Here is a 20,691-nt window from a genome sequence, read left to right on the forward strand (position 1 = left end):
TCATTCTGACCGCCGTTGTTGTCAATGCGTACGGGTTGGGCAGTCGAATGACGCGGCTACGAGATCCGCATGCCACCCGCCTAGGCTGGTGGCATGCGGATCGGAGAACTGGCCCGGCTGACCGGGGTCAGCGCCCGCTCGCTGCGCTACTACGAGCAGCAGGGCCTGATGCACAGCACGCGGTCCGTCGGCGGGCAGCGGCACTACCCGCCGACGACGGCCGTGCGCGTCGAGATCATCCGGCGGCTGTTCGACGCGGGCCTGAGCAGCAAGGTGATCGCGCGGCTGCTGCCCTGCGTGGACAGCGACAGCAGGGCCGTCGCCGAGGACGCCTTCACCACGATGACCGGCGAACGGGACCGGCTGACCGCCGACATCGCCAGGCTCGTCGAGGCCAGGGCCGTCCTCGACGAGCTGATCGAGATCAACACCAGCTACCGGCAGGGGACGGCCACCGGCTGAGCGCCGTCAGCGGCTCAGGTCGACGACGAGCTTGCCCGTGGCGTGCCGCGACTCGACGAGCGCCAGCGCCTCCTGCGCCCGCGCGAGCGGGTAGGTGCCGGTGATGTGCGGGTCGAGCCGCCCGGCGACCATCAGCTCCGCCACGCGTTCGAGCCCCGCCCGGTCCAGCCGCCGCCGGACCGCCGCGCCACCCAGGTCGGCCACCGACGGGTCACCGACGGAGACGAGCGCCTCCGGCTTCACCGCGAGTGCGGCCACCGCGCGCAACGACTCGCCGCCGACGGTGTCGACCACCGCGTCGAACCCGTCGGGCGCCAACTCGCGCAACCGCTGCACGACATCGCCCCCGGTGTAGTCGACGAAGGTCGCACCGGTCTTCGCGACGAGCTCCCGCTTGGCCGAGCTCGCCGTGCCCGTCACGACCAGGCCGCGGTCACGCGCGACCTGCGCCAGCGCGATGCCGACACCGCCGCCGATCCCGTTCACCAGCAGCGAGGAACCGGCGGGCAGGTCGAGCTGGTCGACCACGTCCAGCGCCGTGGTGCCCGCGACGGGAATGGTCGCCGCCCACGTCGCCGGCAGCGCGTCGGGGATGCGGGCGGTGGACTCGGCGAGCAACAGCGTCGTCTCGGCATAGGTGCCCGCGAACGTGAGCGCGAACCCGGTGACCCGGTCACCGACGGCCAGCCCGGTCACGTCGGCGCCGACGGCGAGGATCGTTCCCGCTGCCTCCATGCCGAGCACCTGCGGAAAGGGCACGTCGCCGTTCATCGCGGTCACGTGCCCGGAGCGCAGCAGGTGGTCGAGGGGGTTGACCCCGGCGGCCTCGACGCGGACGAGGACCTCCGCCGGACCGGGCACCGGATCGGGCCGCTCGAAGAACTCCTGGACCTCCGGTCCGCCGAAAGCCTTGTAGCCCAACGCAGTGCCCATCGCGGATCTCCTCCACCGGTGGCGTTCCGGCCTTCGGAACGCGCTGCCCCGACGTTAGGTGCTGACACCGGTGTCAACTTCCACCCGATGTGACGCGGGCAACTCGGGGAGGGCGGGAACCACCTGAAACGGACGACACGGCGCAAACATCAATTGCGCGAAACAACCCGATGGTGTGGTGATCGGCCGACATTCACACCATCGCGTGATCATGGATTTCTGGGTCCCGCACCGGTCTGGCTACGGTGCTGCGAGGTTCCGGCTGAGCGGTTGCTCGCCGAGTCCCGAGTGAACACAACCATTCTTAGGAGATTTCGTGCTGAAGAAGGCAGGAGCGGCCGTCGCCATCGCGGGCGCTTTCCTCGGTTTCGGTTCGCAGGCCATGGCCGCCACCCCCGAGCTGGACCTCACCCACCAGGTCGGCCTCGTCGACCTCGACGACACCGAGATCGCCAGCGACATCAACGCCTGTTTCATCGACGTCAACGTCATCGCCGTGCCGGTCCTGTCGGACAACGACAGCGGCCTCTGCGGCAACCCGGACGACAAGTAGGCGGTGGGCCGGGCGCCTGGGCGGCGCCCGGTCTGCCCCGCCGGTGCCGGAAGTCGGCGCGCGGGCTGTGACGGCTGGTACTTCGGGGATCGGCCGCCTGTCCGCCGCGCCGGCGCCGGTGCGGCGCTCGCCACCGGGAGGTGCGGGCCGGCAGCAGCTCCGGTGCTCCTCGCCGCACTGTCCATTCGGAACAGACTGCTGGTGGTGTCGGACCGCGCCATCGCGAAGGCCGACGACGTCGGCCACTCGATCACCATCTTCCGCCGGCCATGGCGCGGGCGATCGGCCAGGCACCGGGGGAGGTGTTGGACAGCACCGTGCAGGTGGTGCCGGTGTGCGGGTCGTGGGTCGACTTGAACGACACCCCGGCGTCGCTGCCGACGAGCATCACCGTGTCGGTGCCGCCGCGCAGCCAGAAGCCCAGCGCGTACTGCACCGGTTCGTCCTCGGGCACGTCGAACCGCGGGCGCACGACCTCCTCGACGTCGGGCACGATCCGCCCGGCGAACAGGGCGCGCCAGAACGCCGACATGTCCGCCGCGGTGGTGTGGATGCCGCCGTCGCCGGTGGCCAGCACCGGCAGGTGGAAGACGTTGGAGCGGTTCACGCCGTCGATCGGCAGGTAGCCGATGGCCGCGTCACCGGGCAGCTCGTCGGAGCGCAGGAAGTCGGTCCTGGTCATGCCGGCGGGCCGCAGGACGCGTTCGCGGACCAGGTCGTGGTAGCCGGTGCCGCTCGCGCGTTCGGCGAGCAGGGCGAGGACGACGAAGCCGCTGTTGCAGTAGCTGAACCGTTCGCCCGCGGGGAACTTGGCCGGGTGGCCGTCGAGCAGCGGCAGGAACGCCTCGGTGGTCGTCAGTTCGTGCGCGGCGCCGACGACGTAGTCGGTGAGCTCGTGGCCGGCTTCCTCGTCGAGGTAGTCGCCGATGCCGGAGGTGTGGGTGAGCAGGTGCTCGACGGTCACGTCGTCCGCGATCAGCGGCAGGTCGTCGCCGAGCAGCGAACGGGCCGCGGTGTCCAGGGCCAGCTTGCCCTCGTGCACCAGCGAGAGCACGGCCAGCGCGGTGAAACCCTTGCTGCCGCTGGCGATGCCGAACCTGGTGTCGACGGTGTTGGGCACCCGGTGGGCGCGGTCGGCGAGCCCGTAGGCGCGTGCGATCTCGACCTCTCCGCCGTGGTCGAGCCACGCGACCCCGGAGAAGTCCTCTTCCTCTGCTGTGCGGTCGATCTCCCCCTGCACCATCCAGGCAGGGTAGGTCCGGTGAACGCGCCGGACGAACGATTTACCGCTCACTCACCGGGGACCACGATGCCCATCTCGTAGGCGGCCACGATCGCCTGCGCCCGGTCGCGCACGCCCAGCTTCGCGAACACCCGGCTGACGTGCGTCTTCGCCGTCTGCTCGACGATCACCAGCGCGGCCGCGATCTCGGTGTTCGAGAGGCCGCGCGCGACCAGCCGCAGCACCTTCAGCTCCTGCGCGGTCAGCCGGTCGGCGCGTTCGGGCCGCACCGCGCCTGGGCGGCGGGCGGCGAACTCCGCGACCAGCCGACGGGTCACGGCGGGCGCGAACAGGGCGTTGCCGGCCGCCACCACCCGCACGGCGTTGACGAGGTCCTCCAGCGGGGCGTCCTTGAGCAGGAAGCCGGAGGCGCCGACCCGCAGGGCGCCGTAGACGTACTCGTCGACGTCGAACGTCGTCAGCATCAGCACGCGGGTGCCGAGGTCCGGGGTGCCGAGGATCAGCCGGGTGGCCTCCAGGCCGTCCATCACCGGCATGCGCACGTCCATCAGCACGACGTCGGGGCGGTCGCGGACGGCCGCGTGCACGGCGTCGGCGCCGTTGCTCGCCTCGCCGACCACGGTGATGTCCGGCTGTGCGGCGAGCACGGCGCGGAAGCTCTGCCGGACCATCGTCTGGTCGTCGGCGATCAGCACTGTCGTGTTCACGGCTGGTCCTCGTTCCCGGTCAGGGGCAGCGTGACCGCCACGACGAAACCACCCCGTTCACCCGGACCCGCGACGATCGTGCCGCGCAGGGTCGCGACCCGCTCCCGCATGCCGAGCAGGCCGTGCTTGGCCCGGTCGTCCGTCGGCGGCCCGGGTTCGGCGGCGGCGCTGTTGCGCACCACCACCCGCAGGTCGGCGCCCACCGTGACGCGCACGTCCACAGTGGACCCCGGGGCGTGCCGGACGGCGTTGCTCAGCGCCTCCTGCGCGATCCGGTACGCCGACAGCGCGACACCGCCGGGCACGCCGCTCACGTCGCCGTCGAACCGCACGGTCACCGCGACTCCGGCGCTGCGCAGGCGGTCGACCAGCTCGGCGATCTGCTCCACGCGCGGCTGGGGCGCGGTCTCGGCCTCGCCGTTCTCGTTGCGCAGCACGCCGAGCAGCCGCCGCATCTCGGTCAGGCCCTCCCGCGCGGTCTCCTGCATCTCGGCGAACTCGCCCTCCAGCTCCGCCGACAGGCCGGGGAACCGGTACCGCGCGCTCCCGGCCCGCAGCGCCAGCACGGACATGTGGTGCGCCACCACGTCGTGCAGCTCGCGGGCGATGACCGCGCGTTCCTGCAGCGTGGCGGCGCGGACCTCCTCGACCTCGCGGCGCCGGGACTGCTCGTTGCGGTCGGCCTCGGCCACGCGCCGCAACCGCATCGCGTTGCCCACGACGAGCACACCGCCCACGATGGCACCGACCAGGAAGATGTCCCGGTAGTCCCACATGTGCGCCCACACGACGACCATCGAGAAGAAGAACACCCACACGAGCACGGTCTGCCGGTAGGCCTGGGCGGTGGTCAGCAGTGCCGCCGCGGCTGCGAGGACCGTGCCGGGCGTCCACGGCCAGCCCCACGCCGAGCGGAAGTCGTGCAGGACCACCGGTTCGAACACCATCACGACCGCGAGCATCCGCCACGCCCACAGCGGGTGGATCTGCGTCAGCAGCACGGCGGCGACGGCGAGACCGGTGAACCACCACGCGGGGATCGACGAGTAGGTGAACCGCAGCTCGGCCGGGCCGACCACGTTCAGGAAGACCACCCAGGACGCGACGCCGAGCACGAGCACGATCCGGAGGCGCCGCCAGCCCGCCGACGCCGGCGTCCTGACCAGCCTGCTCGCCGAGAACAACGTGAACACGCCGGCGGCGAGGAACTGCCGCACCACGGCACCCCTCATCCGCCCCACCGCCCCGGAAGATCATCCACTCGCGCCGAACCTACTCCACCCCCGGACAGGAGGCCGCGCCACGCGAGCACCCCACCGACGACCGCGACCAGCACGTAGAGGTTGTCCAGCACGGCGTTCCCCGTCGGCACCAGCAGCGGCCACAGGACGAAGACCGCCCAGACGGGCACCTGCGCGGCACCTGGCCCGCGCAGGAGGAACGCCACCAGCGGCACGACCCACACCCAGTGGTGCGACCACGAGATCGGGCTGACCAGCAGCCCGCAGAACGCTGTGACCAGCAGCGCCCCCAGGGGCTCACCGCGCAGGTGCGCCCGCCGGGCCAGCACCGCCGCCGCGGCCACGCAGCCCAGGCAGAGCGCCGCGACCAGCAGGGGAGCCCACGGTGCCGCACCGGTCAGCCGCTGCACCGCACCGGAGATCGACTGGTTGGCGAGGTGCCCGTTGCCCGTCGCGTCGTTGCCGCGGAGGACCGCCGACCCCCAGTACCGCAGCGAGTCACCGGGCAGCAGCAGGAACCCGAGCAGCTGCAGACCGCCGAACACCGCCAGCGCCCGCCCCGCGTCCCGCACCCGCCCGGTGACCAGCAGGTGCAGCACGAACACCAACGGCGTCAGCTTCACCGCCGCGGCGATCCCGACCAGCACGCCGGAGAACCGGCCCTGCCGCAGCACGTCGACCACGACGACGGCCATGAGCAGCACGTTGACCTGTCCGTATCCGACGGTCCGCCACACCGGTTCGAGACCGAACACCGCCGCGAACAGCAGCGGTGACGGCGTCCGGCCGGTGGTCCACCGCAGCACCACGCCCACGCCGAACGCGGTGGCGACGGCGAACACCGCCCACGTGAGCTGGGTCGGCAGCACCGCCAGCGGCGTGAACAGCACGGCCGCGACCGGCGGGTAGGTGAACGGCAGGTCGACCGCCCACTCCGGTGTGGCGGTGAGGTGGTCGTACAACGCCTCACCGCGGAGCACGGCCAGCGCGCCGGAGCGGTACACCGCGCTGTCGAGGCCCAGCGGCAGCCGCAGCGCCCACCCGGCCAGTCCGAACAGGACGAACGAACCGGCGAGGAGCACCGGGGCGGAACGGGAGCTGAGCACACCGGGAACGCTAGGGGGACGGCGCCGTGGCGTCGTCGTACCCCGGCGCCCACCGCGAGCGCTACCGCGGTAGCGGGTGTTCGGGCGTGCTACCGGGGTAGCACGGAACGCCTTCACCACCGACCGTCCTCACGCAACAGCCCGGTGACGGACGCCGGGGAAGCCGGTCGAAAGCGTTACCTTGGCTTCATGAGCAACAACGGGGAGGGGCGCGACGGAGCGCTCGTGCAGTCCGTCGACCGGGCCATCGCCGTCCTGGAGCTGTTGGCGCGCAACGGCGAGGCCGGCATCACCGAGATCGCGGCCGAGCTCGGCGTGCACAAGTCCTCCGCGTCCAGACTCGTCTACACCCTGCGCGCCCGCGACCTCGTCGAGCAGAACGGGGAGCGCGGACCGTTCCGGATCGGACTGGGCATGCTCCGGTTCGCGGGCGCCGTCACCGGCCAGCTCGACTACGCCCGGCTGGGTGGCCCGGTCTGCTCGGCGCTCGCCGACCAGCTGGGGGAGACGGTCAACATCGCCGTCCTCGACGGCGACAACGCGCTCAACGTCAGCCAGGCCCGCGGCAGCTCCGCCGTGGCGGCGCAGAACTGGGTCGGCCAGCGCACGCCGCTGCACGCCACGTCCAGCGGCAAGGTCCTGCTCGCCGGTGCGTCCGGTGCGGACCGGGAACGCGTGCTCGGCGGCGACCTGGAGGCCTGCGCGCCGCGCACGATCACCGATCCGGTGCGGCTGCGGGAGGAGTTGCGGCGCACCGCCACGGACGGTTACGCGACCTGCTTCGAGGAGCTCGAACCCGGCCTGCACGCGGTCGCCGTCCCGGTGTTCGGCGCGCACGGCGACGTGGTGGCCGCGATCAGCGCCGCCGGACCGGCCTACCGGCTCTCGCAGAAGCGCGTGCCCGAGGTCGTCGAGGAGCTGCGCGCCGCGTCCCGCGACCTCTCGGCCCGCCTGGGGCACCCCGCCTGACCGACCCCGCCCGCCGCGGCGACCGGCGCCAAGGTCAGATCAGGGCCCGGATCGCCCGCTCGAACCCGATGACGTGCTGGGAGGCCAGCTCGGCCGCCTTCTCGGCGTCGCCCTCGACGATCGCGGTCAGCAACGGCACGTGCTCGTCGACGTGCCCGGCCATCCCGGACAGGCGCGGCAGGAACACGCACCAGATGCGGGTGGCGAGGTTGTCGTAGGAGATGAGCGTGTCCTCCAGGAACGGGTTGTGCACGCACCGGTAGATCGCGCGGTGCACGTCCACGTCGGCGCGCAGCAGCGCGGTGTTGTCGCCCGGCCGGGCTGCGGTCTCCAGCTGGGACCGCAGCCCGGTCAGGGCGGCCCGGTCCGCTGCGGTGGCGCGCTCGGCCGCGGCGGCGGCGGCCAGCGGTTCGAGCGTGCGGCGCACCTCGGAGACGTGGGAGAGGTCGGAGATGTTCACGTCGGTGGCGAACGTGCCGCGGCGGGGGAAGGCGACGACGAGCCGTTCCTGCTCCAGGCGCTTGAGCGCCTCGCGGATCGGCGTGCGGCCGACGCCGAGCTCCGCGCGCAGCCGGTCCTCGTTGATGGGCTCGCCCGGCCTGATCTCCAGCATCACCAGCCGGTCGCGCAGCACGGCGTACGCCCGTTCGGTGAGCGAGACGGCCGCCGGCTCGTCGTTGACCCGTGCGTTCATGTGACCTACGGTAACCCACAGACTGATATACCAGAAGTCGACCAGGTGATTCCCGCTGGAGGCGTCGCATGACCAGCCCGCCAGGAGCCCATCTGCCCGAGCACCCGGACTTCCTGTGGGAGAACCCGGAGCCGAAGGCCTCCTACGACGTCGTGGTCGTCGGCGGCGGGGGCCACGGCCTGGCCACCGCCTACTACCTCGCGAAGGTCCACGGCATCACGAACGTGGCGGTGCTGGAGAAGGGCTGGCTCGCGGGCGGCAACATGGCCCGCAACACCACGATCATCCGGTCGAACTACCTGTGGGACGAGAGCTCCGGCATCTACGAGCACTCGCTCAAGCTCTGGGAGGGCCTGGAGGACGACCTCGGCTACCCGGTCCTGTTCGACCAGCGCGGCGTGCTGAACCTCGCGCACAGCCTCCAGGACGTCCGCGACAGCGTCCGGCGGGTCAACGCCAACCGCCTCAATGGCATCGACGCCGAGTGGGTGGACCCCGACGGCGTCGAGGAACTCTGCCCGATCGTCAACACCTCGCCGGACGTGCGCTACCCGGTGCTGGGCGCGACCTACCAGCCGCGTGCGGGCATCGCGAAGCACGACTACGTGGCCTGGGGCTACGCGCGGGCCGCGCACGCCATGGGCGTCGACCTGATCCAGAACTGCGAGGTCACCGGCCTGGAAACGGCTCACGGCCGGATCACCGCGGTGCGGACGTCGCGTGGCCGGATCGCCGCGGGCAAGGTCGCGTTGTGCGCGGCCGGCCACAGCTCCGTGCTCGCGCAGATGGTCGGCCTGCGGCTGCCGCTCGCCTCGCACCCGTTGCAGGCCCTGGTGTCCGAACTGCTCGAACCAGTGCACCCGACCGTCGTGATGTCCAACGCGGTGCACGTCTACGTCTCCCAGGCGCACAAGGGCGAACTGGTGATGGGCGCGGGCATCGACAGCTACAACGGCTACGGCCAGCGGGGTTCGTTCCACGTCATCGAGGAGCAGATGGCCGCGGCGCTGGAGCTGTTCCCGGTGTTCGCGCGGGCACACCTGCTGCGGACGTGGGCGGGCATCGTCGACGTCTCGCCGGACGCCTCGCCGATCGTCGGCCTCACCCCGGTCGGCGGCCTGTACCTCAACTGCGGCTGGGGGACCGGCGGGTTCAAGGCCACGCCCGGTGTCGGCGACTGCTTCGCGCACACGGTCGCGCACGACGAACCGCACCCGTACAACGAGCCGTTCACCCTCGACCGCTTCACCACCGGCGCCCTCGTCGACGAGCACGGCGCCGCCGCCGTCGCGCATTAGGGCCTGTGTCGAGGTCCGTGTTCGCGATAGCCGGGCCTGAGGCGGCCCCAGGGGGCACGGGCGGACAGCCCACATAGAACACCGCGGTATGCGGGCTGTCCGCCCGCACCGCCAGGAACCACCTCAGGCACGACTCTCATCGAACGGGACCTCGACACAGGCCCTGGCAGGAGCTGACGATGCAACTCATCCCGTGCCCGTGGTGCGGACCGCGCGAGGAAGCCGAGTTCCACTACGGCGGCCAGGCCCACGTCGCCTACCCCGAGGACCCGTCGGCGCTGACCGACGAGCAGTGGGCGCAGTACGTGTTCTTCCGGGACAACCCCAGCGGCCCGTTCGCCGAGCGCTGGAGCCACAGCGCCGGGTGCCGCCGCTGGTTCAACGCCGTGCGCGACACCCGCACCCACGGGCTCCTCGCCACCTACCGGTCCGGCGAGCCGATGCCGGAGGTGGCCCTGTGATGTTCCGGACCCCGACCGGCGGCGAGGTCGACCGGACCACGCTGCTGCGCTTCACGTTCAACGGACAGGACTACACCGGCCACCCCGGCGACACGCTCGCCTCCGCGTTGCTGGCCAACGGTGTCCACGAGATCGGCACCAGCGTGAAGCTGGGCCGCCCGCGCGGGATCGTCGCGGCCGGGTCGGAGGACCCGACGTCGCTGGTGCAGGTCGAGGCGCCGTTCTCCGAGCCGATGCTGCTCGCCACGACCGTCGAGCTGTACGACGGCCTGGTGGCGCGCGGCCTGGCCGGGCAGGGACGGCTCGCCGCCGAACCTGACCCGGCGCGCTACGACGCCAAGCACGTGCACTGCGACGTGCTGGTCGTCGGCGCCGGACCGGCGGGGCTGATGGCCGCGCTGACCGCCGCCCGCAGCGGTGCCCGCGTGGTGCTGGTGGACGAGCAGAACCGGCCCGGCGGTGCGCTGCCGGTCTTCGAGGAGCACCTGGACGACCGGCCGGCGGCCGCGTGGGTCGCCGACGTGGTCGCGGAGCTCAAGGGCACGCCCGGTGTGCTGGTGCTGGACCGCACCACCGCGTTCGGCATGTACCAGGACGGGTTCGTGCTCGCGCTGCAGAAGCGCACCGACCACCTCGGGTTCGCCGCACCCGCCGGCGTCGCCCGGCAGCGGGTGTGGCGGATCCGCACCAAGCAGACAGTGCTCGCCACCGGTGCCCACGAACGCCCGGTCGTGTTCCCGGACAACGACCGGCCCGGGATCATGCTGGCGTCCTCGGCCCGCACGTTCCTGCGCCGCTACGGCGTGCTGCCCGGTTCACGCGCGGTCGTGTTCACCACCCATGACAGCGCGTACTGCGCGGCGATCGACCTCGCGGAGTCCGGTGTGGACGTCGCGCTGGTGGTCGACGCCCGGCCGGAGGTACCCGCCGCGCTCGCGGCCGAGTGCGCGGCGCGGGGGATCGAGGTCCGCGCCGGGCGGGTGGTCACCGGCACGGAGGGCGAGGGACGGATCACGGCGGTGCACGTCGGCGACGAGGTCGTCGCGTGCGACACCCTGCTGGTGTCGGGCGGCTGGAACCCGGTGGTGAGCCTGTTCAGCCAGGCCGGCGGCACACTGCTCCACGACGACGGGCTCGGCGCGTTCGTGCCGGGACCGGCCGAGCCGACGGTGCGGGTCGCCGGTGCGGCGAACGGGAACCTCGACCTCGCCCGGTGCCTGGGCGACGGCAGCGTCTGCGGTGCCGAGGCGTCGCTCGGCGCCGGGTTCGACCCCCGGACGATGGTGCCGCGACCGGTGCCGGACGCGCGGTGCACGGGCCGGTCCGGTCTGGTGCTGTGGCGGGTGCCCGGCTCCGACGAGACGAGCTTCGTCGACCTGCAACGGGACTCGACGGTCGCGGACGTGCTGCGCGCGACGGGCGCGGGGTTGCGGTCGTTGGAGCACATCAAGCGGTACACGACCATCGGCACCGCGCACGACCAGGGCAAGACCTCGGGCACGATCGCGGCCGGCATCGTCGCGGAGACCCTCGGCGTCGAACTGGCCGAGCAGCGGCCGACAACGTTCCGACCGCCCTACACCCCGGTGTCGTTCGCCGCGCTGGCCGGGCGCAACCGCGGCGAGCTGCACGATCCGGTGCGGGTCACGGCGATCCACCCGTGGCACGTCGCGCACGGGGCGGTGTTCGAGAACGTCGGCCAGTGGAAGCGGCCCTGGTACTACCCGCGGCCGGGTGAGGACCTGCACACGGCCGTGCTGCGCGAATGCCGGGCCGCACGCGAGGGCGTCGCGCTGATGGACGGCTCCACGCTGGGCAAGATCGACGTCCAGGGCGCGGACGCCGGCGAGTTCCTCGACCTGCTCTACACCAACCTGATGAGCACGCTGAAGGTCGGCCGGATCCGCTACGGCGTCATGTGCGGCGTGGACGGCATGGTGATCGACGACGGCACCGTGATCCGCGTCGGCGAGGAGCGCTACCTCGTCACCACGACGACCGGCAATGCCGCCAAAATCCTCGACTGGATGGAGGAGTGGCTGCAGACGGAGTGGCCGCACCTCGACGTGCACTGCGCGTCGGTCACCGAGCACTGGGCCACGATCCCGCTGGTGGGGCCGAAGTCCCGTGCGGTGCTCGCCGCGGTGGCGCCCTCGCTCGACGTCTCGAACGCGGCGTTCGAGTTCATGACCTGGCACGACACCGAGGTCGCCGGTGTGCCCGCGCGGGTGTGCCGGATCAGCTTCTCCGGCGAGCTGGCCTACGAGATCAACGTGACCGCCTGGCACGGCATCGCCGTGTGGGAGGCGCTGATGGCGGCGGGGGAGGAGCACGGGATCACGCCGTACGGCACCGAGACCATGCACGTCCTGCGCGCCGAGAAGGGCTACCCGATCATCGGCCAGGAGACCGACGCCACCGTCACACCCCAGGACCTCGGCATGTCGTGGGCGGTGTCGAAGAAGAAGGCCGACTTCATCGGCAAGAGGTCCTTCGCCCGTGCGGAGAACAACCGCGCCGACCGCAAACAGCTCGTCGGCCTGCTGCCAGTCGACCCGCGGGTGCTGCTGCCGGAGGGCGCGCAGGTCGTCGAGACCGACCGGCTGCCCGAACCGCCGGTGCGGATGCTCGGCCACGTCACCTCCAGCTACCCCAGCGCGGCGCTGGGCCGCACCTTCGCGCTCGCCCTCGTGCGCTCCGGCCGCGACCGCATCGGCGAGACCCTCTACGTGCCGGTCGGGGACGCGCTCGTCCCGGTCACCGTGACCGGCTCCGTGCTCTACGACCAGGAAGGAGCCCGCCGTGACGGCTGACCCGGTGAGCCCGCTGGCGGCCTGGACCGACCGGCTGACCGCGCTCGCACCCGCGCTGGGCGTGCGCGAGGTGCCGTTCCGCTCCCAGCTCACGGTGCGGGTGTCCAACTCCGGCGCCATCGCGGCCATGGGCGGCGCGCTGGGCGTGGTGTTCCCGGCGAACGCGTGCACGTTCACCACGGGAACCGGCCCGTTCGGTGCCGTGGAGGTGCTGTGGCTGGGGCCTGACGAGTTCCTGGTCGTGGCCGGACCCGATCTGCAGGCGGTGGTCGAGGAGGTGCTGCGTGGCGCGCTCGGTGGTGAAAGGGGGTCCGTTGTGGACACTTCGGCTCAGCGCACGACCGTGGAGCTGGAGGGTCCGCACGTCCGCGACGTGCTGGCTCACGGATGTGCCGTGGACCTGCACCCGGCTGCGGCTCCCGTCGGCACTTGCGTGCAGACGCTGCTCGCACGCACAGGGGTCATCCTGCAGGTGACCGGGCCCGACCGGGTCGCGCTGCTGGTGCGGTCGTCGTTCGCCGGGTACCTGGCGGCGTGGCTGGCCGACGCGTGCACCGAGTACCTGGCAGTGCCGTTCGACGGCAGCGGCACGGTCGTGTTCCGCTGACCCCGATCGCGGTTGAGCCGCCAGGCCACGGGTATGAGCGGAGGGTTCACACCCGTCGACGAAGCAGGTGGCGATGAAGGTCGAAGAGGTCGAGGCGGTCTCCCGGAACGACGAGGTCGAGGTGTCGGGGTCCGCGCTCCCCGTCGGTGACGGGTCCTGGGACCCCGAGAAGCTGTACGCCGCGGCGCTGGCCACGTGCCTGCACCAGGCCGTGGTGCTGGCGGCCTCCACCGGCGATCTCGACACGACCGGCAGCGCCGTGCGCGCACGGGTGGCGCTGAACCACGGCACCGCCTAGGACTACACCGTCGACGCGTCACTTTCGGTCGCGCTGCCCAACGTCTCGAGCGAACGCCGGGCCGACCTGCTCGACCAGGCGGTCCGGCACTGCCCGCTGGTCGGTGACTGGCCCGTCGCCCTGGACGGCTGATCCTGTTTTCGGCGGGTGCGCGGTGGGTAGGCACAGCGCATGGCCGACAGTTCAGCAACCACGGTTCGTTGTCAGGTTTCGCAGGCTGAGGTGACGCTGCGGTCCAAGACGGTGCTTTTGGACCTGGCCGGCGAGTGCCGCGTCGAGGGCGGCGCGGTGGCCGGCCTGCGGCTGTCCGCGGACCTGCCCGACGCGGGCGGCCCCGAGGACGGCGGCACCGTCGTGCTGGAGCAGGACGGGGACGGGCTCACCGCCGTGGTGACGCAGCCCGGCGGTGAGGTGCGGCTGAGGAGCGAGGAACCCGTGCGCTGGACCGGGAGCGGATCGCGGTTCGAGACGGGGGAGCTGACGCTCGTGCTGGCCGAGGCACCGGACGCGCCGGTGCTGTCCGCGCCGGGCTTGGAGCTGCAGGTGGAGGGGCAGTAGCGCCGGGTCGTGTCACGGCGCGCCTGCGGAGCGCGACACTCCTCAGGTGGAGCCCAACGAGCAGTACGACTTCGCGCTGTCGTTCGCCGGACCCGACCGGGTGTTCGCACGCGGTCTCGCCGAGGCGCTGAAGGCCGACGGGCACAGAGTGTTCTTCGACGAGTACCACCAGGCCGAGCTGTGGGGCACGAACCTCTTCGAGAAGCTGCTGGACGTCTACGGCAAGCGGTCCCGGTACGTCGTGGTGGTCGTGTCCCGCCACTACCTCGACAGCGTGTGGACTAGGTGGGAGCTGCGCTCGGCGCTGGAGACGGTGCTCCAGGGCAGGGACGACGCCGTGCTGCCGCTGCGCCTCGACGACACCGAGCTGCCCGGCCTGCCCAGGAGCACCGCCTGGATCGACGTGCGGGAGGACGGCGAGACCGACGTCGAGCTGCTCACCCGGCTGCTGGCCGGCAAGCTCGCCGCCGCCACACCGGTGCGCCGGCGGCGGGTGCTCGCACTGGGCCTGGGCGGGGTCGCGGTGGCCGCGACGGGCACCTACTTCGGGACCCGGTTGTTCGCACGCGCTGAGCCGGGCAGCGAACTGTGGCACAGGGGGTTCGAGTCGGCCTGCTTCCCCGTCGTCAACGGTGCCGACGTGGTGCTGTCGTTGCGGGACGGCGGCGTGGTCGGGCTGGGCCAGGACGACGGCGCGCAGCGCTGGCGGGTGGACCTCGGCGGCGCGATGACCGGGCCGTGCTCCGTCGTTCGCGGTCTGGTGCTCGCCGGCCGGGCGATGACGCAGAACCGAGGACGCCTGACCGCGATCGAGGACGGCGGCGCCGTGCGCTGGTCGCTGGACACGGACGGCCTCCCGGCCTGCCACCGGGAGGCGCGGGACGGCACGGTCCTGGTCGGCACGAACACCGGCTGGGTGTTGCGCGTCGACGAACGCTCCGGTCAGGTCGTTGAGCAGGTGCGGGTCTCCAGGCAGGTCAACGACGTCGTGGAACAGCAGGGGTTCGTGTACTCGGCGACGGCGGTCGACGGCGTTCAGGTGCACGCCGACGGCAAGCAGGCGTGGAGCCGCACCACCGCCGGGGCCGTCCAGGGGCTCGCCACCGACGCGAACCACCTCTACGCGACGGTCGGCATCACCCGGCAGGGGGCGTCGAGCGGGCAGGCCGTCAGGTACGACGCGATCACCGGTGAGCTCGGCTGGCAGCACAGCTTCGACGCGCTCGTGCAGGCGGCACCGGTGGTCGTGCGCGGCCAGCTCGTCGTCTCCGACATCGGCGGCACGGTGCACTCGCTCGACGTGGAGAGCGGCGCCGTGCGGTGGCAGCAGAACGTCGGTGCCGCTGCGCAGAGCCGGACGACGTGGGACGGCGACGCCCTGTACGTCGGGACCCGCCGCGGCCTCGCCGTGCTCGACGTGCGCAGCGGCGCCGTGCGGTGGACCAAGGACGTCACGACCGCGGTGCCCACCACCGCGCACTCGGCGGCACGGCCGGTGCTGGGGGACAAGGCGGTCTTCCTCGGGTACGGCGACATGCAGACGTCCAGCACGAACGGCGACCTGTACGCGCTCGTGCGCTGAGCCGGCCTCAGACGTAGTCCAAGACCCCGGCCTCCTCCACCGCCGCCAGCGACAACGTCTTGTACCCGACCTCGTCGAACAGCACCATCAACCGGTCACCGTCCTGCTGCACCACCGTGCCGCGCCCCCACAGCTCGTGCCGCACCTCGGAGTCCGGCCGGTGCTCAGCGGCCACGCCGGCCGCGTCGGCTTCCTCGGGCAGCCCCTCGTCGCACCGGTCGCAGTGACCGCACGGCCCGTCGAGCTCCTGCCCGAAGTACCCCAGCAGGAACCGGCGGCGGCAGCCGCGGGTGCCGGCGTACTCGCGCATGACCTCGACCCGTGACCTGTCGCGTTTCAGCTGCCGCTCGGCTTCTTCCTCGACGACCGCGACCGACTTCGCCGGCGTGGGTGCACCGTCCGCGTACCGCACGCCGTCGCGCGTGATCTCCACGATTCCGGCGCTCTCCAAGAGGTTCACCGTGCCGGTGACCTTCCGGCGCGAGCACTCGACCCGGTCCGCCAGCGCGGTGAGCGTGATGCCGGGCTGCTCGCGCACGAGCGCGGCCACCTCGCGGGCGCAGTCGAGGTCGGCGCGGCGGGTGTTGAGGAACCGTTGCAGGCCCTCGTCCTCCTGCCGGTGGAACAGGACGGCCTCGGCGGGCTCGCCGTCGCGGCCGGCGCGGCCGATCTCCTGGTAGTAGGCGTCGAGCGAACCGGGGGTGGCCGCGTGCACCACGAAGCGCACGTCGGGCTTGTCGATGCCCATGCCGAACGCGGAGGTGGCCGCGACGACGTCGAGGCGGTCGGCCATGAAGTCGTCCTGGACCCGTTTGCGGTCGGCTGCCTTCATGCCGGCGTGGAACGCGGCCGCCCGCAGTCCCTTGGCGGCGAGGGCCTCGGCGTAGCGCTCGGCGTCTTTGCGGGTGGCCGTGTAGAGCAGGCCTGGGCCCTTCCGCTCGACCACCCGGTCCACAACGGACCGGGAGCGGTCGTCCTCGTCGGTGCCGAAGCGCACGGACAGGTGCAGGTTGGGCCGGTCGAACCCGGCGACCACCACGGCGGGGTCGCGCAGGCCCAGGTGCTCTACCACGTCGCCGCGGACCGGGCCGCTCGCCGTGGCGGTCAGCGCGAGCACGACGGGGTGGCCGAGGCGGTCGACGACCTCGCGCAGCCGCAGGTAGTCGGGCCGGAAGTCGTGACCCCACGCCGACACGCAGTGCGCCTCGTCGACCACGAACAACGACGGCCGACGGCGGTCGAGTCGGTCGAGCACGTCGGGGTTCGCGAGCTGTTCGGGGGAGAGGAACAGGTACTCCGTCCGTCCCTCCGCGAACTCCCGCCACGCGTCCTCGTTGGACTCCGCCGAACGTGTTGAGTTCACGGCCGCAGCCGGGGGAGCGCCCGCCGCGCGCAGTGCCGCGACCTGGTCGCGTTGCAGCGCCACCAACGGCGAGACCACCACCGTCGGGCCGTCGAGCAGGATCGCGGGGACCTGGTAGATCGCGGACTTGCCCGCGCCGGTGGGCATCACGACCAGCGCGTCGCGCCCGTCCAGCACGTGCCGCATCGCGCACAGCTGCTCGGGCCGCAGCTCGGTCCAGCCGAAGACGTCCTCCGCCGTGCGCACCAGCCGGTCGTGCGAGCTCATCCGGTCGCCCGCAGGTCGTAGCGCTGGGCCGCCCACTCGGCCAGCCGCGGCCGCAGGACCTGGTACACGTCCGGATCGAGCGCCATGCCGGTGTGGGTGCTGTGCACCTCCACGCACTCGGCCGACGGGTCCTGGCACAGCTGCCACGGCACGATGCCGTCCGACCTGGAGTAGATCGACACGGCGGGCAGTTCCGGCGGCAACGGCGCGGCGGCGGCTTGGACGTTGTCCTCGAAGCAGTCACCGGCGAGGCACTCCGGGTCCATCAGCCCCGGCACGCCGACGCGGGACAGCTGCGCCAGCGCCCGTGCCGCGAGCAGCACCTGCGGGTGCGCGCCCATCGGGTCGAGCACCGGGCTGCCCATCATCACCAGACCGCTCACCACGTCGGGCCGGCGGGTGGCGGCCACCCTCGCGAGCCCGCCGCCGCGGCTCTGCCCGAGCAGCACGACCGGGCCGCCGGTGGCCTCCGCGTGCTCGACCAGCCGCTGCTCGACCCGGTCGACCAGCTCGGACGTGCAGCCCACGGTGAACCCGGTGCCCGCGCCGGTCGGGACGTAACCGCGGTCGCGCAGCCACGTCGTGGTGAAGGTGAGGCTCAGGTCGCTCGCACCGAAACCCGGCACCAGCACGACACCGAGACCGGCTCCCTCGTGCGGGTTCGCGTCGCGCCACACCCGGTGGCGCAGCAGCCGCGGGATGGTCAGCGCGGCGACGGCGACGTGTTCACGTGCGAGTGAACGCAGTTGTCCAGCAGGGGTCATCCGTGGTCTCCGCTTCCAGTTCGTGCGCGTGCGGAGGAATTAGCCCGGACGGGTGTCGGCAAACACGGACGGCGGTCACGTTTTCGGTTCAGCAGCTTTTGAAAATGATCAGAACCGAGTCGTTTGCGACGGATTTCGACGGGTAGCTCGTAGGCCAGGACACGACTACGAGCTGAGGAGTCAGCCGTGACCGAGAACCAGATGGGTGGAGTGCGCACCGCGGCCCGGGACGAAGGTTCCCAGGTCGCGCAGCACGCCAAGGAAGCAGCCGGCGAGGTCGGCAGCACAGTGCGCGACCAGGCCGCGCACGTGGCGCAGGAGGCGAAGCAGCAGACCCGCCACGTCGTCAACGACGTGCGCGAGCGCGTCGCGGCGGAGGCGGAGCAGCAGGCCCAGCGGGTGTCGAAGCAGCTCGGCCGCATCGCCGACGAGCTGAGCGAGATGGCCGGCGGCGCGTCGTCCGACTCGATGTCGGCGGGTGCGATCCAGAGCGCGGCCGACACGAGCCGCCAGGCCGCGCGGTTCCTCGACGAGCGAGGAGCGCAGGGGCTGCTCGACTCCGCACGGGACTACGCGCGGCGCAAGCCGGGCACGTTCCTGCTGGGCGCCGCGGTGGCCGGGTTCCTCATCGGCCGTGTCGCGAAGAGCGCGACCGGTGGCGGCCAGAGCGGGCAGCGCTCCGGCGGCGGCGTCGTGCCGGTGACGTCGGAACGCGCCGACCTGGCACCGGGCTACACCGAGCCCACGGGATACCCGTCCACGCCGGGCTACGGCTCGACGCAGGGTTATGCGGAGTCGCCGGGCCACGGCGTGACGCAGGGCTATGCGGAGTCCCCGGGCTACGGCTCGACGCAGGGCTACACCGGGACGCAGGGCTACACCGAGAAGCTCCGGGTACGCCGGGACCACGGGTCAGCAGGTGACCGGTGAGACCCCCGGCTACGGCGCGACGCCCGACTACGGTGCCCCGGCCACGTCGAACCCGGCGCCCGGTCGGCCCGCGGCGGGGGTGCCGCATGTCGAGCCCTGAGTACCCGCAGGCCCGCACCGAGGAGTCGCTCGGTGACCTGGTCAGCGAGCTCACCGGTGACCTGTCGAAGCTGATGCGCCAGGAGCTCGAGCTGGCGAAGGCCGAGCTGCGGCAGGAGGCGAGCAAGGCCGGCAAGGCCGGCGGCATGCTCGCCGCCGCCGGGTTCGCCGGGTACCTCACGACGGTGCTGCTGAGCTTCGCGCTCGTGTTCGCGCTCGGCGCGGTCATGCCGCTGGGCTGGGCCGCGCTGATCGTGGCCGTGCTGTGGGGCATCGCCGGCGCGGTCCTCTACACCAGCGGGCGGGCCAAGCTGCGCACCGTCAACCCGAAACCCGAACGCACCGTCGAAACGCTGAAGGAGGACGCGGAATGGGCGAAACACCCGACCAAATAAGGCGTGACATCGAAGTCACCCGCGCCGAGCTGAGGGCCGACGCGAACCGGCTCGTCGACCACACCAGCCCGAAGCGCATCGCCGAACGGCGGGTGCAGGGCGTGCGACGGGGACTGACCGCGATGAAGGACAGGGTGATGGGAACCGCGAGCGACACCGCCCAGAGCGTGCGGGCACAGGGGCAGAACACCGGGCAGGCCGTGGCCGAACGGGCCGAGCAGGCCGGTCAGGCCGTTGCGGACCGCGCGCAGCAGGCCGCGCAGGTGGTGCAGGAGGCCCCGCAGCGGGTCGCCCGCCAGACGCAGGGCAGTCCGCTCGCGGCCGGCCTGATCGCGTTCGGCTCCGGACTGCTGCTGGCGGCCGTGCTGCCCCGCACCGACGCCGAACAGCAGGCGGTGCAGCAGCTCTCCGACACCTTCAGCGATGCGATCGAACCGGCCAAGGAGGCGCTGACCGAGTCCGCTCAGCACCTGAAGGAGGACGTGACGTCCTCGGTGACCGACGCCGCCGGTGAGGTCAGGCAGGTCGCAGCGGACGCCGCGCAGACCACCGCCCAGCACACCCGCGAGGCGGCGCAGGACGTCGGCGGCCACGCCAAGGAGTCCGGTCAGCGCGTGGGCAACGAGGCCACCGGTCACTGACCGCCCGCACATCGCCGTTGTGGCGCGACGAGAGGAGAACGACGTGCCCGTTCCCGTCGAAGACCTGAGGAAGCTGCTCGACTCGCCGCGCCACAACGCGATGCTGGTGCACGTGGAGGGCCGGTACGTGGTGGCCGGCAGCACCGAGCTCGACCGGCCCGACCTGCGCGGCGCCCTGCCCGTGGTGTCCAGGGACGACCTGCTGGACCGGGCCGGTGGCGAGCCGGTCTCGGACCGGGCGCTCGCCGAGGCCGCCGCGGCACTGAGCTCCGCGGTCGACAACCGCGGCGGCTGATCGGGGGACACCGCGACTTTCCCGCGCACAACCCGTTTGCCACCCGTGAACCGCGGGTAGCCGGGATCGGCGTCAAGCAGTCGGCGCTCCCGTTCCCGACTGTCCGAAGGTGGCCACCGTGCAGCACCGCTCCCTCGACCAGGCCATCTGCGACGCCCTGGTGCTCCTCCGCGCGACCGGCGGCGCCGACCTGGCGCTGCAGGCGGAACAGGCCCGCAAGTGCCTGGCGCGCGCGGTGCTGAGCGCACCTGCGGCGCCGCAGCAGGCGCTGGCCCACGTCGCCGCCGCTGACGACCACCTGGAATACGGTGAGCTGATGGAGGCGCGGACGCTGCTGACGGCGGCGCGCAACCACCTCCGCGGCCGTCGCGCCGTGGTCGCCGCCCGCGCATGAGGGGGCCGGCCTTAGCAC

General features: G+C 72.3%; 23 protein-coding genes. 15 read left to right on the forward strand and 8 right to left on the reverse strand.

Annotation, left to right across the window (positions count from 1 at the left end; genetic code table 11):
• Nucleotides 1-93 precede the first annotated feature (93 nt).
• On the forward strand, nucleotides 94-462 hold the full coding sequence (locus tag ACVDFE_RS25740) for a MerR family transcriptional regulator (RefSeq protein WP_360396568.1): 369 nt from the start codon (nucleotides 94-96) through the stop codon (nucleotides 460-462).
• 6 nt (nucleotides 463-468) lie between these two features.
• Here ACVDFE_RS25740 and ACVDFE_RS25745 read toward each other — a convergent pair whose 3' ends face one another.
• Entirely contained in the window at nucleotides 469-1,395 is a 927-nt protein-coding gene (locus ACVDFE_RS25745; RefSeq protein WP_458432185.1) for an NADP-dependent oxidoreductase, read from the reverse strand.
• 316 nt (nucleotides 1,396-1,711) lie between these two features.
• Between ACVDFE_RS25745 and ACVDFE_RS25750 the strand changes: the two genes are divergently transcribed.
• Nucleotides 1,712-1,948, forward strand: coding sequence for a hypothetical protein (locus tag ACVDFE_RS25750; protein WP_360396571.1), 237 nt, complete (start codon nucleotides 1,712-1,714; stop codon nucleotides 1,946-1,948).
• 250 nt (nucleotides 1,949-2,198) lie between these two features.
• On the opposite strand, the gene ACVDFE_RS25755 is transcribed toward ACVDFE_RS25750, so the two are convergent.
• Genes ACVDFE_RS25755 through ACVDFE_RS25770 form a run of 4 tightly spaced genes read right to left on the reverse strand, consistent with a single transcriptional unit; the run spans nucleotide 2,199 to nucleotide 6,245 of the window.
• On the reverse strand, nucleotides 2,199-3,191 hold the full coding sequence (locus ACVDFE_RS25755; RefSeq protein WP_458432186.1) for a serine hydrolase domain-containing protein: 993 nt from the start codon (nucleotides 3,189-3,191) through the stop codon (nucleotides 2,199-2,201).
• A 47-nt stretch (nucleotides 3,192-3,238) separates the two neighbouring features.
• Entirely contained in the window at nucleotides 3,239-3,898 is a 660-nt protein-coding gene (locus tag ACVDFE_RS25760; RefSeq protein WP_360396575.1) for a response regulator transcription factor, read from the reverse strand.
• The gene (locus ACVDFE_RS25765) at nucleotides 3,895-5,130 is read right to left on the reverse strand and encodes a sensor histidine kinase (RefSeq protein WP_458432187.1); all 1,236 of its coding nucleotides are present in this window, start codon (nucleotides 5,128-5,130) and stop codon (nucleotides 3,895-3,897) included. Before ACVDFE_RS25765 ends, ACVDFE_RS25760 begins: the two co-directional genes overlap by 4 nt.
• Nucleotides 5,127-6,245 carry a glycosyltransferase 87 family protein gene (locus ACVDFE_RS25770; RefSeq protein WP_458432188.1) on the reverse strand — a complete coding sequence of 373 codons (1,119 nt, stop codon included), beginning with the start codon at nucleotides 6,243-6,245 and terminating at the stop codon, nucleotides 5,127-5,129. The genes ACVDFE_RS25765 and ACVDFE_RS25770 overlap by 4 nt, the downstream gene beginning before the upstream one ends.
• Before the next feature lie 189 nt (nucleotides 6,246-6,434).
• On the opposite strand from ACVDFE_RS25770, the gene ACVDFE_RS25775 reads away from it, so the two are divergent.
• Nucleotides 6,435-7,214: an IclR family transcriptional regulator gene (locus ACVDFE_RS25775; protein WP_458432189.1), complete on the forward strand. Its 780-nt coding sequence runs from the start codon at nucleotides 6,435-6,437 to the stop codon at nucleotides 7,212-7,214.
• Between the two features lie 34 nt (nucleotides 7,215-7,248).
• Here ACVDFE_RS25775 and ACVDFE_RS25780 read toward each other — a convergent pair whose 3' ends face one another.
• On the reverse strand, nucleotides 7,249-7,908 hold the full coding sequence (locus tag ACVDFE_RS25780; protein ID WP_360396581.1) for a GntR family transcriptional regulator: 660 nt from the start codon (nucleotides 7,906-7,908) through the stop codon (nucleotides 7,249-7,251).
• Nucleotides 7,909-7,976: 68 nt separating this feature from the next.
• Between ACVDFE_RS25780 and ACVDFE_RS25785 the strand changes: the two genes are divergently transcribed.
• The 7 genes from ACVDFE_RS25785 (at nucleotide 7,977) to ACVDFE_RS25815 (ending at nucleotide 15,525) form a co-directional block, all read left to right on the forward strand.
• Entirely contained in the window at nucleotides 7,977-9,206 is a 1,230-nt protein-coding gene (locus tag ACVDFE_RS25785) for a sarcosine oxidase subunit beta family protein (RefSeq protein WP_360396583.1), read from the forward strand.
• 179 nt (nucleotides 9,207-9,385) lie between these two features.
• Nucleotides 9,386-9,667 (forward strand): sarcosine oxidase subunit delta, encoded by a 282-nt coding sequence (locus ACVDFE_RS25790; protein ID WP_458432190.1) that lies wholly within the window; start codon nucleotides 9,386-9,388, stop codon nucleotides 9,665-9,667.
• Nucleotides 9,667-12,480 carry a 2Fe-2S iron-sulfur cluster-binding protein gene (locus ACVDFE_RS25795; protein ID WP_458432191.1) on the forward strand — a complete coding sequence of 938 codons (2,814 nt, stop codon included), beginning with the start codon at nucleotides 9,667-9,669 and terminating at the stop codon, nucleotides 12,478-12,480. Before ACVDFE_RS25790 ends, ACVDFE_RS25795 begins: the two co-directional genes overlap by 1 nt.
• The gene (locus ACVDFE_RS25800) at nucleotides 12,470-13,087 is read left to right on the forward strand and encodes a sarcosine oxidase subunit gamma (RefSeq protein ID WP_458432192.1); all 618 of its coding nucleotides are present in this window, start codon (nucleotides 12,470-12,472) and stop codon (nucleotides 13,085-13,087) included. Before ACVDFE_RS25795 ends, ACVDFE_RS25800 begins: the two co-directional genes overlap by 11 nt.
• Nucleotides 13,088-13,160: 73 nt before the next feature.
• The gene (locus ACVDFE_RS25805) at nucleotides 13,161-13,385 is read left to right on the forward strand and encodes a hypothetical protein (protein WP_458432193.1); all 225 of its coding nucleotides are present in this window, start codon (nucleotides 13,161-13,163) and stop codon (nucleotides 13,383-13,385) included.
• A 222-nt stretch (nucleotides 13,386-13,607) separates the two neighbouring features.
• Nucleotides 13,608-13,943 carry a hypothetical protein gene (locus ACVDFE_RS25810; protein WP_458432194.1) on the forward strand — a complete coding sequence of 112 codons (336 nt, stop codon included), beginning with the start codon at nucleotides 13,608-13,610 and terminating at the stop codon, nucleotides 13,941-13,943.
• A 46-nt stretch (nucleotides 13,944-13,989) separates the two neighbouring features.
• Complete coding sequence (locus tag ACVDFE_RS25815; RefSeq protein ID WP_458432195.1) at nucleotides 13,990-15,525, forward strand: outer membrane protein assembly factor BamB family protein; 1,536 nt, start codon at nucleotides 13,990-13,992, stop codon at nucleotides 15,523-15,525.
• Between the two features lie 7 nt (nucleotides 15,526-15,532).
• Here ACVDFE_RS25815 and ACVDFE_RS25820 read toward each other — a convergent pair whose 3' ends face one another.
• Together ACVDFE_RS25820 and ACVDFE_RS25825 are read right to left on the reverse strand one after the other, a co-directional pair.
• Nucleotides 15,533-17,155: a RecQ family ATP-dependent DNA helicase gene (locus tag ACVDFE_RS25820; protein ID WP_458432196.1), complete on the reverse strand. Its 1,623-nt coding sequence runs from the start codon at nucleotides 17,153-17,155 to the stop codon at nucleotides 15,533-15,535.
• Nucleotides 17,152-17,919: an esterase/lipase family protein gene (locus ACVDFE_RS25825; RefSeq protein ID WP_458432197.1), complete on the reverse strand. Its 768-nt coding sequence runs from the start codon at nucleotides 17,917-17,919 to the stop codon at nucleotides 17,152-17,154. Before ACVDFE_RS25825 ends, ACVDFE_RS25820 begins: the two co-directional genes overlap by 4 nt.
• 186 nt (nucleotides 17,920-18,105) lie before the next feature.
• On the opposite strand from ACVDFE_RS25825, the gene ACVDFE_RS25830 reads away from it, so the two are divergent.
• The 5 genes from ACVDFE_RS25830 (at nucleotide 18,106) to ACVDFE_RS25850 (ending at nucleotide 20,673) form a co-directional block, all read left to right on the forward strand.
• Nucleotides 18,106-18,849, forward strand: coding sequence for a hypothetical protein (locus ACVDFE_RS25830; protein ID WP_458432198.1), 744 nt, complete (start codon nucleotides 18,106-18,108; stop codon nucleotides 18,847-18,849).
• An 86-nt stretch (nucleotides 18,850-18,935) separates the two neighbouring features.
• Nucleotides 18,936-19,343 (forward strand): phage holin family protein, encoded by a 408-nt coding sequence (locus ACVDFE_RS25835; RefSeq protein WP_360396600.1) that lies wholly within the window; start codon nucleotides 18,936-18,938, stop codon nucleotides 19,341-19,343.
• Nucleotides 19,319-19,984 carry a DUF3618 domain-containing protein gene (locus tag ACVDFE_RS25840; protein ID WP_360396602.1) on the forward strand — a complete coding sequence of 222 codons (666 nt, stop codon included), beginning with the start codon at nucleotides 19,319-19,321 and terminating at the stop codon, nucleotides 19,982-19,984. The genes ACVDFE_RS25835 and ACVDFE_RS25840 overlap by 25 nt, the downstream gene beginning before the upstream one ends.
• A gap of 43 nt (nucleotides 19,985-20,027) precedes the next feature.
• The gene (locus ACVDFE_RS25845) at nucleotides 20,028-20,279 is read left to right on the forward strand and encodes a hypothetical protein (RefSeq protein ID WP_360396604.1); all 252 of its coding nucleotides are present in this window, start codon (nucleotides 20,028-20,030) and stop codon (nucleotides 20,277-20,279) included.
• Nucleotides 20,280-20,397: 118 nt separating this feature from the next.
• A complete protein-coding gene (locus ACVDFE_RS25850; RefSeq protein ID WP_360396606.1) occupies nucleotides 20,398-20,673 on the forward strand; it encodes a hypothetical protein in 276 nt (91 codons plus the stop codon).
• The last annotated feature ends 18 nt before the right edge of the window (nucleotides 20,674-20,691 follow it).

This window comes from Lentzea chajnantorensis (assembly GCF_054300775.1).

Bases quoted from the DNA above. Each gene is read 5' to 3' on its own strand.
- ACVDFE_RS25780 (WP_360396581.1), bottom strand. From the start codon at position 7,908: ATGAACGCACGGGTCAACGACGAGCCGGCGGCCGTCTCGCTCACCGAA.
- ACVDFE_RS25740 (WP_360396568.1), top strand. From the start codon at position 94: ATGCGGATCGGAGAACTGGCCCGGCTGACCGGGGTCAGCGCCCGCTCG.
- ACVDFE_RS25765 (WP_458432187.1), bottom strand. From the start codon at position 5,130: ATGAGGGGTGCCGTGGTGCGGCAGTTCCTCGCCGCCGGCGTGTTCACG.
- ACVDFE_RS25775 (WP_458432189.1), top strand. From the start codon at position 6,435: ATGAGCAACAACGGGGAGGGGCGCGACGGAGCGCTCGTGCAGTCCGTC.
- ACVDFE_RS25790 (WP_458432190.1), top strand. From the start codon at position 9,386: ATGCAACTCATCCCGTGCCCGTGGTGCGGACCGCGCGAGGAAGCCGAG.
- ACVDFE_RS25745 (WP_458432185.1), bottom strand. From the start codon at position 1,395: ATGGGCACTGCGTTGGGCTACAAGGCTTTCGGCGGACCGGAGGTCCAG.
- ACVDFE_RS25835 (WP_360396600.1), top strand. From the start codon at position 18,936: ATGTCGAGCCCTGAGTACCCGCAGGCCCGCACCGAGGAGTCGCTCGGT.
- ACVDFE_RS25785 (WP_360396583.1), top strand. From the start codon at position 7,977: ATGACCAGCCCGCCAGGAGCCCATCTGCCCGAGCACCCGGACTTCCTG.
- ACVDFE_RS25805 (WP_458432193.1), top strand. From the start codon at position 13,161: ATGAAGGTCGAAGAGGTCGAGGCGGTCTCCCGGAACGACGAGGTCGAG.
- ACVDFE_RS25820 (WP_458432196.1), bottom strand. From the start codon at position 17,155: ATGAGCTCGCACGACCGGCTGGTGCGCACGGCGGAGGACGTCTTCGGC.
- ACVDFE_RS25755 (WP_458432186.1), bottom strand. From the start codon at position 3,191: ATGGTGCAGGGGGAGATCGACCGCACAGCAGAGGAAGAGGACTTCTCC.
- ACVDFE_RS25795 (WP_458432191.1), top strand. From the start codon at position 9,667: ATGTTCCGGACCCCGACCGGCGGCGAGGTCGACCGGACCACGCTGCTG.
- ACVDFE_RS25825 (WP_458432197.1), bottom strand. From the start codon at position 17,919: ATGACCCCTGCTGGACAACTGCGTTCACTCGCACGTGAACACGTCGCC.
- ACVDFE_RS25840 (WP_360396602.1), top strand. From the start codon at position 19,319: ATGGGCGAAACACCCGACCAAATAAGGCGTGACATCGAAGTCACCCGC.